The sequence below is a fragment of the Streptomyces coelicoflavus genome (genome assembly GCF_003112555.1).
GTDB classification, from domain to species: domain Bacteria; phylum Actinomycetota; class Actinomycetes; order Streptomycetales; family Streptomycetaceae; genus Streptomyces; species Streptomyces coelicoflavus.
On sequence record NZ_BEWB01000014.1, the window covers coordinates 214,844 to 229,948 of the forward strand.

The window sequence follows — 15,105 nt, forward strand, 5'->3', positions numbered from 1 at the left end:
CATATGCGCGCATGGCTGGCCAAAGGGTCACCGGAGGTAGGGGGCGTGCCGAGTGGTCTTCGGTGGGTGCCGGGTCCTCCGCCGTGCGAGTTCCGCCATTCGGGTCCATCCTTGAAGCCGGGCCACGAAGCCCACAGACCGACCCATCGGGAGGTCCTGTGATTCTGCTCGCGCTGCTCCTGCCCGTCGTGATGATGGCCTTCCTCTTCGGCGCCGACGCGCTCGAAGACCTGATCTTTCCGCCCCCGGCGGGCCCGGCGTCCCCGGACGAGGATGCTCCGGGCGCCGACACCGCCCGTACGACCCCCCTCTGAGACGGGAGGGGGGCCGTGCCCGGCGCGGGGTCCGTCAGCCGTCGCTCGTGGTGACCTTCACCTCGTCGACCACCAGCTGCTGCGGGAAGGTGGTCGAACCGTCGGGGTCGCCCGGCCAGTAGCCGCCCACCGCGAGGTTCAGGATGAGGAAGAACGGCTTGTCGAAGACCCACTCCTTGCCGCCCAGGTCGGCCGGCGTGCGGGTCTGGTAGACGTTGCCGTCGACCGACCAGGTGATGCTGTCCGGCGCCCAGTCCACCGCGAAGGTGTGGAAGGCGTCGGCGAACGCCTCGCCGTTCGGCAGCGTGTAACCCGCGCCGATGCCGCCCGAGCCGGAGTAGCCGGGGCCGTGGATGGTGCCGTGGACCGTCGACGGTTCGAAGCCGACGTTCTCCATCACGTCGATCTCGCCCGAATTGGGCCAGCCGACCTCGCCGATGTCCTGGCCGAGCATCCAGAACGCGGGCCAGATGCCCTGCCCGCGCGGGATCTTCATCCGGGCCTCGACGTGCCCGTAGGTCGCGGTGAACTTTCCGGAGGTGTTCAGCCGCGCGGAGGTGTACTCGCACGTGCCGTACCAGCACTGGTAGTTGCCCGGGTTCTCGCGGCGGGCCTCGATCACCAGGTTGCCCCGGCCGTCGAGCTTCGCGTTGTCCGTGCCGGGCGTGTAGTACTGCCGCTCGTGGTTGTTGACGTTGTCGCCGGTCTCGAGCTGCCACTTCGCGGCGTCGACGCCGGATCCGGCGGGTCCGTCGAAGGTGTCCGAGAACGTCACCGCCTGCGCGGCCGCCGGCCGGAGTTCCGCCTGCGCGGGGGTGACCGCGGCGGCCGCGACGAGGGTGGCGGACAGGGCGGCGAGCAGGCAACCGCGGAGCAGTCGTGGGGAGGCCATGTCTCTCCGTTTCGTGGGCCCGCTCCCACGAGAGGGGGAGCGGACGCCGGGGTGGGGGGAGGGTGTGCGGTCCGGGCCGGGTGGGGCCGGCCGGGGCCGGTCAGTCGAAGGACTCCAGCGTGATCGCCGCGTCCTTGGGGTCGCCGTCGTGCACCAGCGACTCGTGGTTGCCGACGTCGTCGAAGGCGAAGGCGTACGCCTGGCCGTCCCGCATCTGCGCGTGGACGAGGCGGGCGTAGTGGTTGGTGACGTCGTCCTGGTAGAAGCCGGAGGCGTCGGCGTCGGGCTGCTCGGAATTGGTGAGCAGCGTGGACCGGTTGTACGCGGCGCACAGGGTCCGCGAGATGGGGCCGCGCACCTGGTCGTTGGGGGCGTCCAGCTTGTTGTAGCAGCCGAAGACCGAGTCGGAGTCCGGCTTCTCGAAGGAGGTCACCACCGCACCGCTGCCGTCGGTGAAGTCCATCCTGTCGCCGTTGACCCTGCCGTGGAACTTGGTGTCGGGCTGGTCCTTGAACGGCGTCACCGTCAGCGTGTCCGTGGCGTACTTGCTCCAGACACGGTCGATGTAGTCGTCCATCACGCCGGCGGGCAGGTCGCCCGAGCCGATGCCGTGCCCGGGCGCCAGGACGCGCAGCGGCGAGCCGTCGCCGCGCGTCTGGACCAGCCCCTCCCAGCCGCCGCCCTGCTGTGTGAGACCGTCGGCGACCGCCTTGTACCCGCCGGGCTTCAGGGAACCCGTCTGCTTCGTGGACCCGTCACCCGCCGTCAGGCCGACGGAGTAGGGCGCCGAGAACATGTCCACCTGGGTGGAGTTGATCCACAGACCGGAGTCGTTGAGCGTGTACTCGGTCCAGTTGAACAGCGTGTCGTGGTTGGGGTCGGCGGCGTTCTGGACGGCGGGCTGCACGAGGCCGCCCTCGGCGAGCCGGAAGTCGAGCTTCTTGCCGTACGAGAAGTAGACCCGGCCCGAGAACTTCGGAAGCTGAACGGTCTTTGACCCGCCGTTTGCGGGCCCCGCGAACGAGGCGTCGGGGGCGGGGACCGGCGGAGCGCCACCGGCCGGCCAGGCGTGGAAGGTTCCGCTCTCGTCGGCGTACCCCTGCTTCCCGGAAGCGAGTTCGGTGCCGATCACGTAGACGTAGACCTGCTCGGCGTTGCCCGAGTCGTTCTTCAGGGTGAGCGGGATGGTGTCCGGTACCGCCGAAGCCGGTTCGGCCGGGCCGCCGACGACGGCGATGGCGCCGATCGACGCCGCGACGGCCAGGGACGCCGTCAGCTTGCGTGGGGAAAGCACACGGTCCTCCTTGGTGTGGGGGACTTGCAGCGTTGTAGTCCTTCCCTGGACATGTCAACTAGTTGAACGAGATCAATCGGAAGAAGGCCCTCCAGGTTCGGAAGGTGAAGTGGAGGGGTATCCCGCGTTTCCGTGTGCCGTGTGTAAGTGGGGCGTCGCGGTGCGCTCATTGACATGTCCGCTGTCAATTACGATCCTGGGGACCTGTCTCCTTCCATCGATGTACACCACGCCCCGTCACGCCCCGTGGAAGCGGAGGGACATGCCGACCCTGCCTGCAAGCGCGCCGAACGGCACCGGGAAGTTCTCCCGCCGCCTGCGTGGCGCCGTCGCCGCCCTGCTGTCCGGCGCGCTGACCGCCCTCCTGCTCCTGGTGTCCTCCGCCGGTCCCGCGCAGGCGGACCGGACCGGCATGCGGGCCGCCGACCCGAGCGTGATCCGGGTCGGCGGCACCTACGTCTCGGTGCAGTCCACCGGGGGCGGCATCGCCGTGCGCCGGGCCTCCTCCCCGGCCGCGCTGGCGTCGGCGCCCGCCCGGCAGGTCTGGACGGACACCCGCGGCTACGGCGAGGTGTGGGCCCCCGAGATCGTGCGGGACGGCGGCCGCTACTACATCTACTTCTCGGCCGGTCGCGGGGCGGCCCACCGGATGTACGTCATCGGCTCCGCCACCGCGGACAGCGGGTACACGGCCGAGACGAAGCTGGCGCTGCCCGGCGACAAGTGGGCCATCGACGGCACCCTGTTCACCTTCGAGGGGCAGCGGTGGTTCGTCTGGTCGGGCTGGGCCGGCGACACCAACGTCGAACAGAACCTCTACATCGCGCGGATGAGCAGCCCGACCACGCCGACCGGCGCGCGGTACGTCATTTCGCAGCCCCGCGAGAGCTGGGAAAGGGTGGTCGGCAACCCGTTCATCAACGAGGGCCCCGAGCCGATCAGGGACCCGAACGGGCAACTGCACATCGCGTACTCCGCCAACGGCAGTTGGAGCGACCAGTACTGCCTGGCCGACCTGAGACTGCGGGCCGGCGGCGACCCGACGTACGTGTGGGACTGGTACAAGTCCAACGGCTGCCTGTTCGGCTCGCACCGCGCCACGATGATGGCCGGCTGGGACCCCACCCTGCACGTCGACGGTCCCGGCCACCACAGCTTCGTCCTGCTGGACGGCGACATCGCCACCAGCCCGCCCGCCGGCCCCAGGTTCCCCCTGATGTTCCACGCGGTCGCGAAGGGGACGCCGTACGCGTGGGAGAACCGCTACTGGTACACCGGCACCTTCTGCTGGTGGGGCGGGACCACCTACAGTCGCGCCAACGTGCCCGGCCCCACCAGTGACACCGGCTGGAGCCTCAAGTTCTTCGAGTAGCGCACCGGCCGGGCACGCGCCCCGTCAGGGAGCCAGGGACCAGCGCGGCGGCACCCCGGCGAGCCCGCAGACCAGGAAGTACAGGGGGATGGGCGCGGTGTAGGGCGAGTCGCCGTCGGGGCCGTGGACCAGGCGGGCACCGGCCGGCCGGTCCGAGGGCCGCGCCCGTGTCCAGGAAGGGTCGCCGACGACGTAGGGGGTGCCGGACGGCCACGCCACCCCGATGTCGGAGCCGGACGGGACGATCCACCACCAACGGGCCCCGTCGGCGAACACGCAGCCGGCGCGGGGCAGGCGGGCCAGGATGCGCTCCCCGTGGGACACGGAGGTGCCTACGGCGTCGTGCCCCAGCCCGGCGCGCAGTCCGGGGGGAAGACGGAGCGGGCCGGGGCCGGGACCGGGCCGGCGGGCGGCGCCGGAGAGGCGGGAGCGGTCGCGGACGGCGGCCGCGGACGGACGTGGATCGCGGGTGTACTGCGGGTCCATGGGGGGTGTGTCCTTTGGCCGCGACGGACGGCAGGAGAACGTTGTCATGCGCGAGGGGCCCGGGAGGCGGGGAGGTGTCCGCAACGGGGCGGTCCTGGTCATCGGTCGAGAAGTGCAGGGGGCGGTGAAGCCACTGTGTCACCCGTCAACAACCATGCGCAACCGCCAAGTTGAAAATTGCAGGCCTCTGGAGGCATGCTCCTGCGGCGGGAGGACGCCCGTGACAGACTGGTGTGTCCGCTCCCGCGCGCGGGACGGTGAAAGGGAGACGGTGTGACCGCGGAGACCGACTGGGGCGGCGCACCCTCCGTGCTGCGGATGATCCTCGGCAGACAGCTGGAGGAGTTGCGTACCCGCGCCGGTCTCACGTTCGAGCAGGCCGGTGAGGCGATCGGGGTGAGCCACTCCACGATCCGCCGGCTCGAGGCGGCGAAGGTGGCCCGGCTGCGCCTTCCGGACGTGGAGAAACTGCTCCAGATCTACGGCGTGCGCGACCAGCAGGAGATCGACACCTTCCTGAAGTCGGCGCGGGAGGCGAACAAGCGGGGCTGGTGGCACACCTACCGCGACGTCATGCCGGACTGGTTCGCGGCCTACCTGAGCCTCGAGCAGGCGGCCCTGCACATCCGCGCCTACGAGTCCGGGTTCGTGCACGGCCTGCTGCAGACCCCGGCCTACGCGCGGGCCCTGCTGAACGCGGGCAACCCGCACGCCTCCTCCGCGGCCACCGAGCGGCGGGTGGCCCTGCGCATGCGGCGCCAGGAGATCCTCACCCGTCCCACCCCGCCCCGTCTGTGGGTCGTCATGGACGAAACGGTCCTGCGCTGGCCGGTCGGCGGCACCGAGGTGATGCGGCAGCAGGTGGACCATCTGATCGAGGTGGGCAGGATGCCCAACGTGACACTCCAGATCATGCCCTTCGCGGGCGGCCCCCACCCGGCCATGCGCGCCGGCGCGTTCGACCTGTTCAGATTCCGGGCCCCCGAACTCCCCGACATCGTCTACCTCGGTGGGCTCGTGGGCGCCGTCTACCTGGACAAGGGCGACGACGTGGTGGTCTACCGCGAGGCCCTGGACCGCCTCGGCGCCCAGGCGGTGCCGGCCCGAGGCACCGAGGAACTCCTCGGCGCGCTCCGCAAGGAGCTGTGACCGCGGGAGCACGACGGGGGCACGACCGAGAGTCCACTCGTACCGAACGACCCGACGGAGAGGGGCGGACGTTGTCCGACAACGGATGGCCGGCCGACCGAATCGACACCGAGCACGCGCACTCGGCTCGCATCTACGACTACATCCTGGGCGGGAAGGACTACTACCCCGCCGACCGCGAGGCGGGCGACGCGATGGCCCGGGAATGGCCCGCACTGCCCGTCCACATGCGCGCGAACCGGGACTGGATGAACCGCGCGGTGCGATGGCTGGCCGAGGAGGCGGGGATCCGCCAGTTCCTCGACATCGGCACCGGCATCCCCACCTCGCCCAACCTGCACGAGATAGCGCAGTCGGTGGCCCCCGACTCGCGGGTGGTCTACGTGGACAACGACCCGATCGTCCTCACCCTGTCCCAGGGACTGCTGTCCAGTACCCCCGAGGGCCGCACGACGTACATCGAGGCGGACTTCCAGCACCCGGAAGCGGTCCTCGGGTCCGAAGAGTTCAGCAGGACACTGGACCTGACCAAGCCCGTCGCACTCACCGTGATCGCGATCGTCCACTTCGTCCTGGACGAGGACGACGCGGTCGGCATCGTCCGCCGCCTCCTGGAGCCCCTGCCCGCGGGGAGCCACCTGGCCATGACCATCGGCACCGCCGAGTTCGCCCCCGAGGAAGTGGGCCGGGTCGCACGCGAGTACGCGGCCCGCGACATGCCGATGCGGCTGCGGACCATCGAGGAGGCCCACGAGTTCTTCGAGGGCCTGGAGCTGGCCGAACCCGGCATCGTCCAGGTGCACAAGTGGCATCCCGACGGCACGGGGGAGCAGGGCATCCGGGACGAGGACATCGCGATGTACGGAGCGGTGGCCCGCAAGCCCTGACGGTCCCGGACCGGGGCGGTCGGGGTGCGTAGCGGTCGCGGTGCGCAGCGGTCGCAGCCGCAGGGGATCAGATCACGCGGAACAGGTCGGCCGCGGCGTGGACGTCGGTGAAGTCCTCGACGGAACGGAGGTTGTCGCACAGGGCCTCGAGGACCGAGCCGGCCGCCGCGACGCGCGGCGCGCCGATGCCCACGCCGAACACCCGGAAGCCCAGGCGGCGCTTGGCCTCGTTCCAGCCGCGCATCCACTCCTCGGTGACACCGCAGTCGTCGTCGGTGAGCATCACGATGTCCCCGCGCCTGCGGGCGCTGTCGTTGAACTCCTCCTCGAGGAGCTCGCACGCCGCGGTCAGGGGCCGCTGGTAACTGGTGCCGCCGCCGAGGAACGTCTCCGCGAAGTCGAGGACGCGGTCGGGGCCCGCGGGCCGGCCGGCCGGGAAGCGGAAGACGCGGAGCTTGTCGGCGGCGGAGAACACGATGCCGACGAAGTCGCGTCCCCCGTGCCGGGCCTGGTCGAGCAGTGACAGCGCGCACGCCTTCGCCCACGCCTCCCGGGTGATGCCGCCGGGCCCCGCCTCGTACATGGAGTGCGAGGTGTCCACGCACGCGATGACGGCGCCCCGGCCGGTGGCCTGCTCGCCCCGGCTGTCGTAGAGCATCAGCTCCCCGGCGGCATAGCGCGCGGCGAACACCGCCCGCAGTTCGGGCAGTCCGAGACTGGCCAGCTCGGACGGGACGACCCGGGAGAGGTCGTCGCCGAGCGTGACCCCGATCAGCTCTCCGGTGGCGTTCTCCACCTTGCGGGCGCGCTCACCGTCGGCCATCTGCCGGAACCGGCCGATCAGTTCGGCCCACTCGGCGAGCCGGCTGGTGCGCAGCCGCTCGGCCAGCCGGGCGCGTTCGTCGAAGGACATCCGCTCCTGCTCGCCGGCACCGACGCCCCAGGCCCGCATCAGCGCGGCCTCCTTGCGGGCGCCGGCCGCCGATCTCGCGACCGCGCCCCGCGCGGCGCCGGGGACGCCGGGGACCGCCGCCGCGAGGGCCTGGCCGGCGTCCGCGGCAGCCCGTCGCGCGGCGTCCCCGGCGTCGCCGGCCGTCTGTCGTACGGCGTCGGCGGCCGGCCCCGGCGCGGTGCCGTCCTCGTCGCCCCCGCCGCCCCCGTCGGCCTCGTCGCCCGTCTGCCGCGGCGCCTCGGCCCCGACGGTGACCGCGTCCCCGGCGCCCTGCCGCGCCCGGTCCACTCGCTCGTCGCGGTCCCGGACGGGCCGCGCGTCGTCCAGCATCCGGCGCAGCGCGCCGGCCTGGGCGAGCACGGCCATGGCGGCGGCGTACGGGTCGCCGACCGTCTCCCGGTGCAACTCGGCGAAGCCCGGCGAATCCAGCAACGCGGCGACGACACGGTGGTTGACCAGCCGGGAGTGCTCCATCTCGGCGGCCCCGCGCAGCCGCGGGGCGGCCTTGTAGGCGGCCAGGAAGGCGTCGGTGAGGAGGTCGGCGGTGTACGCGTGGCGCTCGCCCAGTTCGCCGGCCAGCTCCCGCAGCGCGGCGGACTGCCCGTAGGTGTCGTGCCAGACGACGCGGTCGTAACGGTCGGCGACCACGGCCCCGGTGTGCCCGGCCGGAGCGGCGGCCGACGGGGCCGGCCACGTCCCGGCCCGGCCCGCCGGCTCGTCGGGCCGGCTGGCCGTCCCCTCCGCGGCCGCGTCCGGGTGCGTCCGGGCGTCGTCGTCCATGGTGCCGTCCGCTCCCGTGCTCAGAGCTGGGCCCGCACCGTGCTCGCGTCCACGCCGAGCGCCTCGGTGAGCACACGGGCGCGCACGGCGCGCTGACGGCCGGTGACCCGGTCGATGGCGGTGGTGGAGCGGCCGGCGCCCACCGCTTCCTCGCGCAGCCGCTCCAGTCGCTTGCCCGCGGTGGCGAGCTGGTTGTGCGCCTTCTTGATGACCCACTCGCTCAGCGCCTCGCGGGACTGCCCGGCCATCGCGTCGAGCTGGGTCTCCAGCTCCTCGATGGTGTCGGCGAGGTCGAGTGCCTCCTTGGCGTCCGGGTTCACCAGTTGGAGCACCTCGCGCTCGACCGTGGGGCGTTGGGCGGGGGAGTCCCACAGGACATGGGTCAGCACGGACAGGTCGCTCTCGGCGACCGCGGGACGGCCGTCGAGGTACGCGGACGCCTGGAGCAGGCCCACCGCCTGTCGCCAGCGGCGGTCGGAGGCGATCAGTTCCCTGCGGCGCAGGGCGGCCCGCAGGGTGCACACCGCGTCCACGATCCCGTCCGGCACCTCCACGGCCGGGACGGCCTCGTCGACGGCGTGCCGCAGCGCGGCCAGTTCGACGGTGGTCCGCTTCGGTGCCGCCGGGCGCCTGACCGCGGAGCGCACCAGGGCGGCGAAGTTCGAGGGGTCCTCCAGGTACGTGACCTCGATCCGTACCAGCAGCCGGTCGTAGATCGCGGCCGAGTCCGCACCCTCCGGCAGCTCGTTGCTCGCCGTGATGGCCGCGATGAGCGGGCAGCGGACGGGCTCGCCCCCGCTCTCGGGGTGGTAGATCCGCTCGTTGAGGTAGCCCAGCGTCTCGTTCAGCGCCGCCGTGGAACACTTGAAGATCTCGTCGATGAACGCCACGTGCGCGGTGGTGGCGCGCCCTTCGTAGACCTGGCGGTACTCGCCGCGCGCCAGCGCGGCGACGTCGACGGGCCCGAACATCCTCGTCGGCGCGGTGAACTTGGACAGCAGGATCTCCCAGTAGGACGCTCCCACGATCCGGCCCGTGAGTTCCCGGGCCAACTCGGACTTCGCCGTTCCGGGCGGGCCGAGCACCAGCGAGTGCTGACCGGCCAGCAGCGCCACCAGCAGCGTCCGCACCACGTCGGCACGCTCGTAGAAGCGGTCCGACAGCTCGCCGCCGATCGCCCGGAGCCGCTCGGCCGTGTCCCGCGCGGCCGGCACCTCCTGCGGGTCCTGTGGGCCCATGGCCGACTCCTCCTGTGACGGTCCGGGTGGGCTGGCGGATCAGAGCCTATCCCGCACGAACGCCGGTTCCCGTCGCCTCCGCACCGCCGACCGGCACCTCGGCCCGCACCGCGGTGGTGTCGTCGACCAGACTGTCCGCCATGAACCACTTCCTCTCGCGGCCGGCCCGCACCGTGTCGGCCGTGGTCGCCTCCGTACTGGCGGCCTGCTGCCTCACCGCGTGCTCCGGGGGCCGCACCGGCGCGTCGGTGGCCGTCCGCGTGAACCAGGTCGGGTACGTGACCGGCGAGAAGAAGTTCGCCTACGTCATGGGCGACCGGGAGCAGTTGGCCGACGTCGAGTACGAGGTCCTGGACGAACGGGGGAACACGGCCGGCCACGGCGGTCTCGGCCCCTCGCTCGGCGGCTGGAACAGCACGTACACCGCCGTGCGCACCGTCGACCTCTCGTCGTTCGACCGCACCGGCACCTACCGGCTGCGGCTGGTCGGCGCGGACGCCGGCCCGGAGACCCGCTTCCGCGTGGCACCGGCCCGGCAACTGCTCGACCCGCTGCGCGCGGACACCGTGCACTTCTTCGGCACCCAGCGGGACGGCGCGGACGTACTGACCGACGCGACCGGGCGGGAGCCCTCGCACCTGACCGACCGGGAGGCCCGCGTCTACGAACCGCCGCGCGCCGATGCGGCGGCCGGTCCGGAGCCGGCCGGGAGCGGCGGACCGGTGGACGTCTCGGGCGGCTGGTTCGACGCCGGGGACTTCCTCAAGTTCACGCACACGGCGTCCTACGTGGTCGGGCAGATGCTGACCACCGTCCGCGACACCCCCTCGGTGCCCGGGCTGCGGGAGGAGGCGCGGCACGGTCTGCGGTGGCTGGACCGGATGTGGGACGGGACGACGGGCACGCTCTACGCGCAGGTGGGCCTCGGATCCGGCGGCAAGGAAGTGCGCGGCGACCACGACGTGTGGCGGCTGCCCGAAGAGGACGACCGGCTCACCGTGGAGCCGGGGGACGCCGACTACCTGATCAAGTACCGGCCCGTCTTCCGGGCCGGCGAACCGGGCGGGCCGCTCAGCCCCAACCTCGCGGGACGGGTGAGCGCGGCCTTCGCCCTCGCCGCGCAGACCGAGGCCGCCGAGGACCCGGCGCAGGCCCGTGAGTGGCTGGACAAGGCGGCCGCCGTCTACGCGCGGGCGGACACCCGGCCGGACCGGGGAGCCCTGGTCACCACGGTGCCCGCGGACTACTACCAGGAGCACTCCTGGCGCGACGACATGGAGTGGGCGGCCGTCGAACTCTTCCGCGGCGCGGACGCGCTGGGCGACGCCCGCCGCTCGCGGTGGCGCGACGAGGCGGCCGACTGGGCCCGTGCGGCCCTGACGGAGGAGCGTGCCGCCACCCTGGGACCCGCCGACGTCAGCGCGCTCGCCCACGCCGGCCTGCTCACCTCGGCGGACCCCGACCCGGGCCTCGCGGGCGCACTGAAGGCGGAGCTGAGGCGGCAGGTGGAGACCGGCAGGAAGCGGGCGGCCGGGGACCCCTTCAGGTCGGGAGTCGTCCCGAGCGACTTCGACGCGGTGCCGAACACCTTCGGCCTGCTCGCGACCGCCGAACTGTACGCCCGCGTCACCGGTGACCACCGCTACGACGAGTTCGCCGCGCGGCAACTGGCGTGGGTGTTCGGGGCCAACGCCTGGGGCACCAGCTTCGTCGTGGGCGCGGGCGACCTCTACCCGCACTGCCTCCAGCACCAGGTCGCCAACCTGGCCATGAGCCGCACCGGCCGCGGCGACATCCTGCGCGGGGCCGTCGTCAACGGCCCGAACGACGCGGGCCTGCTGAAGGAACGCGGCACCATCGAGGGCGGCCGGCCCTGCTCCTTCGCCCCGGACGGCAGGCCCTGGTCGGAGTTCGACGGCCGCGGCGCCGGCTACGTCGACGACGTGCGGGCCTGGCAGACGGTGGAACCGGCGGACGACTTCACCTCGACGGCCCTGTACGCCCTGTCCCTCACCGCCGCGCGGTCCTGACCCCCGGGCACGGCCCCGTCGGCACCCGGGCGGCACCGTCAGGAACTGGTCGGCCAGGTCCGCAGCAGGGCGTCCAGCGCGTTGAGGATCTCCGTCCAGCTCTCCTGGGAGTCGGGGGCACTGTGGCTGAATCCCCCCGCGCTCTCCAGACCGACGTAACCGCTGAAGACGCTGCCCAGCAGCCGCACGGCATGCGTCTGGTGCGGTTCCGCCAGGTGGTATCCGCGCAGGATCGCCCGCGACATCCTGGCGTGCCGCACACCGGCGCCGGCGGCCGCCGCCTCCGCGTCGAGGGGGAACTGCGTGGCGGCGAAGCGGCCCGGGTGCTCGAGGGCGTAGTCGCGGTAGACGTTCGCGAACGCGATCAGCGCGTCCTTGCCGGCCCGGCCGGCCACCGCCTCGGAGGCCAGGTCGGCCAGTTCCTCCAGGGCGAACAGTGCGATCCCGGTCTTGAGGTCGTGGGCGTTCCTCACATGCGCGTACAGACTCGCGGTCTTGACGCCGAACCGCCTGGCCAGCTCCGTCGGAGTGGTGCGCTCGAAGCCGATCTCGTCGGCCGTCTCGGCCCCGGCCCTGATCAGGGTCTCGGTCGTCAGTCCTACCCGAGCCACACCCGTCCTCCCTGTCGCACCGGCAGCGGTGGAAGATTATGAGCCTGCCTAACGAGATTGGGCAAACTGGGTGTCCCGGTACTCGCGTGCCGTGTCGATCAGGGAGTTGAGGGCGTCCCTGGTGCGCATCAGCTCCTCGATCTGCTCGGAGATCCGGTCGCGCTCCTGCGCCATGCGCTCCAGGGCGGTGTCGGAGTGGTCCTCGCTCGGTGCGTCGACGCACGGGAGCAGCTCCGCGATGGTCCGGCTGGACAGGCCGGCCGTGTACAGCCGCTGGAGGAACCTGACCCGCTCGACCCCCTCCTCCGTGTACTGGCGCTGGCCCCCGGCGCTGCGCGTGCTGACCAGCAGGCCCTGGTCCTCGTAGTAGCGCACGGACCGGACGCTGACCCCGGCCCGTGACGCGAGCTCCCCGATGCGCAAAGCCGTCCTCCCGACTGTGATCTGCGGCACAATTCCTTGCCTCTGACGTCAGTGTCAGGTTCTAGCGTAGCCGTCGGTCCCGAGATCCGGGGCCGAACGGCTGAGGAGCCCTGACATGACGTCCCTTTTCGACACGTACCGGCTCGGCGCACTGACGCTGCCCAACCGCATGGTGATGGCCCCGATGACCCGCGTCCGTGCCGCCGCGGGCGGACTGGCCACACCGTCGATGGCCACGTACTACGCCCAGCGGGCCACGGCCGGGCTGATCGTCTCCGAGGGCGTGCAGCCCAGCCCGGTCGGGCAGTCCAACCCGGGGACGCCCGGCCTGCACACCGACGAGCAGGTCGCCGCCTGGCGCCCCGTCACCGCCGCCGTGCACGCCAACGGAGGACGGATCTTCGCCCAGATCATGCACGGCGGCCGCGTCTCGCACCCCGACACCACGGGCATGCGGCCGGTCGGGCCCTCGGCCGTCCCGGCCGTCGGAGAGGTGTTCACACCGACCGGACCGCAGCCCGTGCCGACGCCGCGCGCCCTGGAGAGTGCCGAAGTGCCGGAGCAGGCCGAGTCCTACGCCGGGGCCGCCCGCCGGGCCGTGGACGCCGGCTTCGACGGCGTCGAACTGCACGGTGCCAACGGCTACCTCATCTCGCAGTTCCTCTCCTCGAACGCCAACCTCCGCACCGACCGCTACGGCGGCTCGGTGGCCAACCGGATCCGCTTCGCCGTCGAGGCCGTGTCCGCGACCGTCGAGGCCGTCGGTGCCGACCGGACGGGCATCCGCCTCTCCCCGGCGGGGACCTTCTGGGGAGTCGAGGAGACCGGCGTCCTCGACCTCTACACCGAACTGCTGACCGAGCTGTCGCGGCTCCGGATCGCCTACGTCCACCTCGAGGCCACCGCCGACGAGGAGGTGCTGGTGGCTCTGCGCCGCGCCTGGCCGGGCGCGCTCGTCATGAACCCGGTGCTCCCGATGGGTCCCAAGCAGACCGGCCGCGAGGACGCCGACCACTGGCTCGGGCTCGGGGCGGACCTCATCAGCTTCGGCCGCGGCTTCGTCGCCAACCCCGACCTGGTGGAGCGCCTGCGCGCAGGACTCCCCCTCGCACCGGTGGACGAGGCCACGTACTACCAGGGCGGTGACGCGGGCTACCTGACCTACCCGGCGTACCAGCACACGGCCTGACGGCGGGCCCGGGGTCGGCGAAGCGGTGCCGTTAGCATGTTCGAGCTCGTGACGATCCGTACGAGCTACCGATTTGTCCGACCCCTAGCAAACGGGCCAACAAGTGAAGACCACACCGACACGAATATCCTCGCGAAGAGACCTCGGCACCCTGTTCGCCGCGTGGCGCCGGCCGCGGGCCGTGCTGTGGACCGCGGCCGGTGTGGTGACCCTCGGTTTCCTCGTCGCGCTGGAAATCGCCGCGCGCCACTACGGCGTGCGGGGCCCGATCAGCAACCAGGCGCGGGAGGTGCTCTTCGCCCCGCGCTCGGGGCCCCTGCTGTACGCCGGTCTCGCCCTGACGATGGTGGTGCTCACCTGGCGCCAGCGCCTCGTCGCGGCCGGCGCGGCCATCGGCGTCGACGTCGTCTTCCTGCTGGTGCGCTGGGTGGTCGGCGCCGACCCCAACTTCGGCAACGGCGCGCTGTGGGTGGTCCTGGGCTGCGCGGTCCTCGCCGTGACGCGCCGCACGGGCGGCGAACGGACCCTGCTGCTCAAGGGGACCGGGCTGGGTCTGCTGCTGGTGGCCGGGCACAAGACGGGCGACACCTGGCTGCTCATCACCTCGGAGACCCGCAAGACGGTGCTCGACCCGTACGTGGCCACCGCCGACCAGGCACTGGGCAACCCCTCGTGGCTGGTCGGCCGGTTCGTCGAGGCCACCGAGCCGGTCGGCGGCCACGTACTCCATCTCGTCTACGGCCAGCTGCCCCTGGCCGCCGCCCTCGTCGGGCTGTACCAGCTGCGCCACGTGGCGGCCGAGCGCCGCTTCCCGAGCCACCACCTCGTGCGCACCTTCCTCGTCATCGGCCTGCTCGGGCCCGCCGTCTACATGATCTTCCCGGTCGTCGGACCGGTCTTCGCCTACGGCGCCGAGGGCGGTCAGTGGGCGGTGGCCAACCTGTGGCCGGGCACGCCGCCGCCGACCGGGGCGCCGCACGCGATCCCGTTCGACGACGTCACCCCGCGCAACTGCATGCCCAGCCTGCACACGGCGTGGGCGACGACGCTGTTCATCCACTCCCGCAAGGGTTCCCGGCCCATGCGGTACGCGGGCACGTTCTGGCTCGTCGCCACCCTCACCGCGACGCTCGGCTTCGGCTACCACTACGGCGCCGACCTCGTCGCCGGCGTGGTCTTCGCGCTCACCGTCGAGGCCGCGATGCGCGCCTTCGCGCGGGGCTGGGACCGCGCGGCCGTCCGGCTGGTCGCCTACGGCACGACGGTGTTCGCCGTGCTGCTGGTGTCGTACCGGTACCTGCCGGTGGAGATGGCCGAGCACCCCTGGGCCGCCGGGCCACTGCTCGTCCTCGCCCTGGCCTCCGTGATCCTCGGGTACGTGCGGACCACCGGGCGGTGGGACTCCGCAGCCGGGGCGGTGCGGCAGCCGGAGCCACCGCGCCCCGCGGAACCGCAGCCCGAACTGGTCTGAGGCCGGGACCGGAGCAG

Annotated in this window: 14 protein-coding genes; 7 read left to right on the plus strand and 7 right to left on the minus strand. The window is 72.4% G+C overall.

The window, feature by feature from the left end:
• Positions 1–158 precede the first annotated feature (158 nt).
• Positions 159–314 (plus strand): hypothetical protein, encoded by a 156-nt coding sequence (locus Sco07f_RS31595; protein WP_007446321.1) that lies wholly within the window; start codon positions 159–161, stop codon positions 312–314.
• A gap of 34 nt (positions 315–348) precedes the next feature.
• Here the strand turns inward: Sco07f_RS31595 and Sco07f_RS31600 are convergent, their stop codons facing one another.
• Both Sco07f_RS31600 and Sco07f_RS31605 read right to left on the minus strand, forming a co-directional pair.
• Positions 349–1,206 carry a glycoside hydrolase family 16 protein gene (locus Sco07f_RS31600; RefSeq protein WP_007446325.1) on the minus strand — a complete coding sequence of 286 codons (858 nt, stop codon included), beginning with the start codon at positions 1,204–1,206 and terminating at the stop codon, positions 349–351.
• A 100-nt stretch (positions 1,207–1,306) separates the two neighbouring features.
• The gene (locus Sco07f_RS31605; protein WP_007446324.1) at positions 1,307–2,500 is read right to left on the minus strand and encodes a glycoside hydrolase family 64 protein; all 1,194 of its coding nucleotides are present in this window, start codon (positions 2,498–2,500) and stop codon (positions 1,307–1,309) included.
• Between the two features lie 262 nt (positions 2,501–2,762).
• Here Sco07f_RS31605 and Sco07f_RS31610 point away from each other — a divergent pair, with 262 nt between their 5' ends.
• On the plus strand, positions 2,763–3,872 hold the full coding sequence (locus Sco07f_RS31610; protein WP_108989811.1) for a glycoside hydrolase family 43 protein: 1,110 nt from the start codon (positions 2,763–2,765) through the stop codon (positions 3,870–3,872).
• A 24-nt stretch (positions 3,873–3,896) separates the two neighbouring features.
• Here the strand turns inward: Sco07f_RS31610 and Sco07f_RS31615 are convergent, their stop codons facing one another.
• A complete protein-coding gene (locus Sco07f_RS31615; RefSeq protein WP_007446322.1) occupies positions 3,897–4,358 on the minus strand; it encodes a hypothetical protein in 462 nt (153 codons plus the stop codon).
• 273 nt (positions 4,359–4,631) lie between these two features.
• Here Sco07f_RS31615 and Sco07f_RS31620 point away from each other — a divergent pair, with 273 nt between their 5' ends.
• Both Sco07f_RS31620 and Sco07f_RS31625 read left to right on the plus strand, forming a co-directional pair.
• Positions 4,632–5,507, plus strand: a complete 876-nt coding sequence (locus Sco07f_RS31620) for a Sco1979 family transcriptional regulator (protein ID WP_007446319.1) — start codon at positions 4,632–4,634, stop codon at positions 5,505–5,507.
• A gap of 71 nt (positions 5,508–5,578) precedes the next feature.
• The gene (locus Sco07f_RS31625) at positions 5,579–6,394 is read left to right on the plus strand and encodes an SAM-dependent methyltransferase (RefSeq protein WP_007446318.1); all 816 of its coding nucleotides are present in this window, start codon (positions 5,579–5,581) and stop codon (positions 6,392–6,394) included.
• Between the two features lie 67 nt (positions 6,395–6,461).
• On the opposite strand, the gene Sco07f_RS31630 is transcribed toward Sco07f_RS31625, so the two are convergent.
• Positions 6,462–8,126, minus strand: a complete 1,665-nt coding sequence (locus Sco07f_RS31630; RefSeq protein ID WP_108989812.1) for a VWA domain-containing protein — start codon at positions 8,124–8,126, stop codon at positions 6,462–6,464.
• Between the two features lie 20 nt (positions 8,127–8,146).
• Positions 8,147–9,364: an AAA family ATPase gene (locus Sco07f_RS31635; protein WP_054100044.1), complete on the minus strand. Its 1,218-nt coding sequence runs from the start codon at positions 9,362–9,364 to the stop codon at positions 8,147–8,149.
• 140 nt (positions 9,365–9,504) lie between these two features.
• On the opposite strand from Sco07f_RS31635, the gene Sco07f_RS31640 reads away from it, so the two are divergent.
• On the plus strand, positions 9,505–11,394 hold the full coding sequence (locus Sco07f_RS31640; protein WP_054100043.1) for a glycoside hydrolase family 9 protein: 1,890 nt from the start codon (positions 9,505–9,507) through the stop codon (positions 11,392–11,394).
• Between the two features lie 38 nt (positions 11,395–11,432).
• Here Sco07f_RS31640 and Sco07f_RS31645 read toward each other — a convergent pair whose 3' ends face one another.
• On the minus strand, positions 11,433–12,005 hold the full coding sequence (locus Sco07f_RS31645; protein ID WP_007446310.1) for a TetR/AcrR family transcriptional regulator: 573 nt from the start codon (positions 12,003–12,005) through the stop codon (positions 11,433–11,435).
• 48 nt (positions 12,006–12,053) lie between these two features.
• Positions 12,054–12,428: a MerR family transcriptional regulator gene (locus Sco07f_RS31650; protein WP_007446309.1), complete on the minus strand. Its 375-nt coding sequence runs from the start codon at positions 12,426–12,428 to the stop codon at positions 12,054–12,056.
• Between the two features lie 115 nt (positions 12,429–12,543).
• Between Sco07f_RS31650 and Sco07f_RS31655 the strand changes: the two genes are divergently transcribed.
• Together Sco07f_RS31655 and Sco07f_RS31660 are read left to right on the plus strand one after the other, a co-directional pair.
• Positions 12,544–13,617 (plus strand): alkene reductase, encoded by a 1,074-nt coding sequence (locus tag Sco07f_RS31655; protein ID WP_054100042.1) that lies wholly within the window; start codon positions 12,544–12,546, stop codon positions 13,615–13,617.
• Between the two features lie 103 nt (positions 13,618–13,720).
• On the plus strand, positions 13,721–15,088 hold the full coding sequence (locus Sco07f_RS31660; protein WP_042825616.1) for a phosphatase PAP2 family protein: 1,368 nt from the start codon (positions 13,721–13,723) through the stop codon (positions 15,086–15,088).
• Positions 15,089–15,105: the final 17 nt, after the last annotated feature.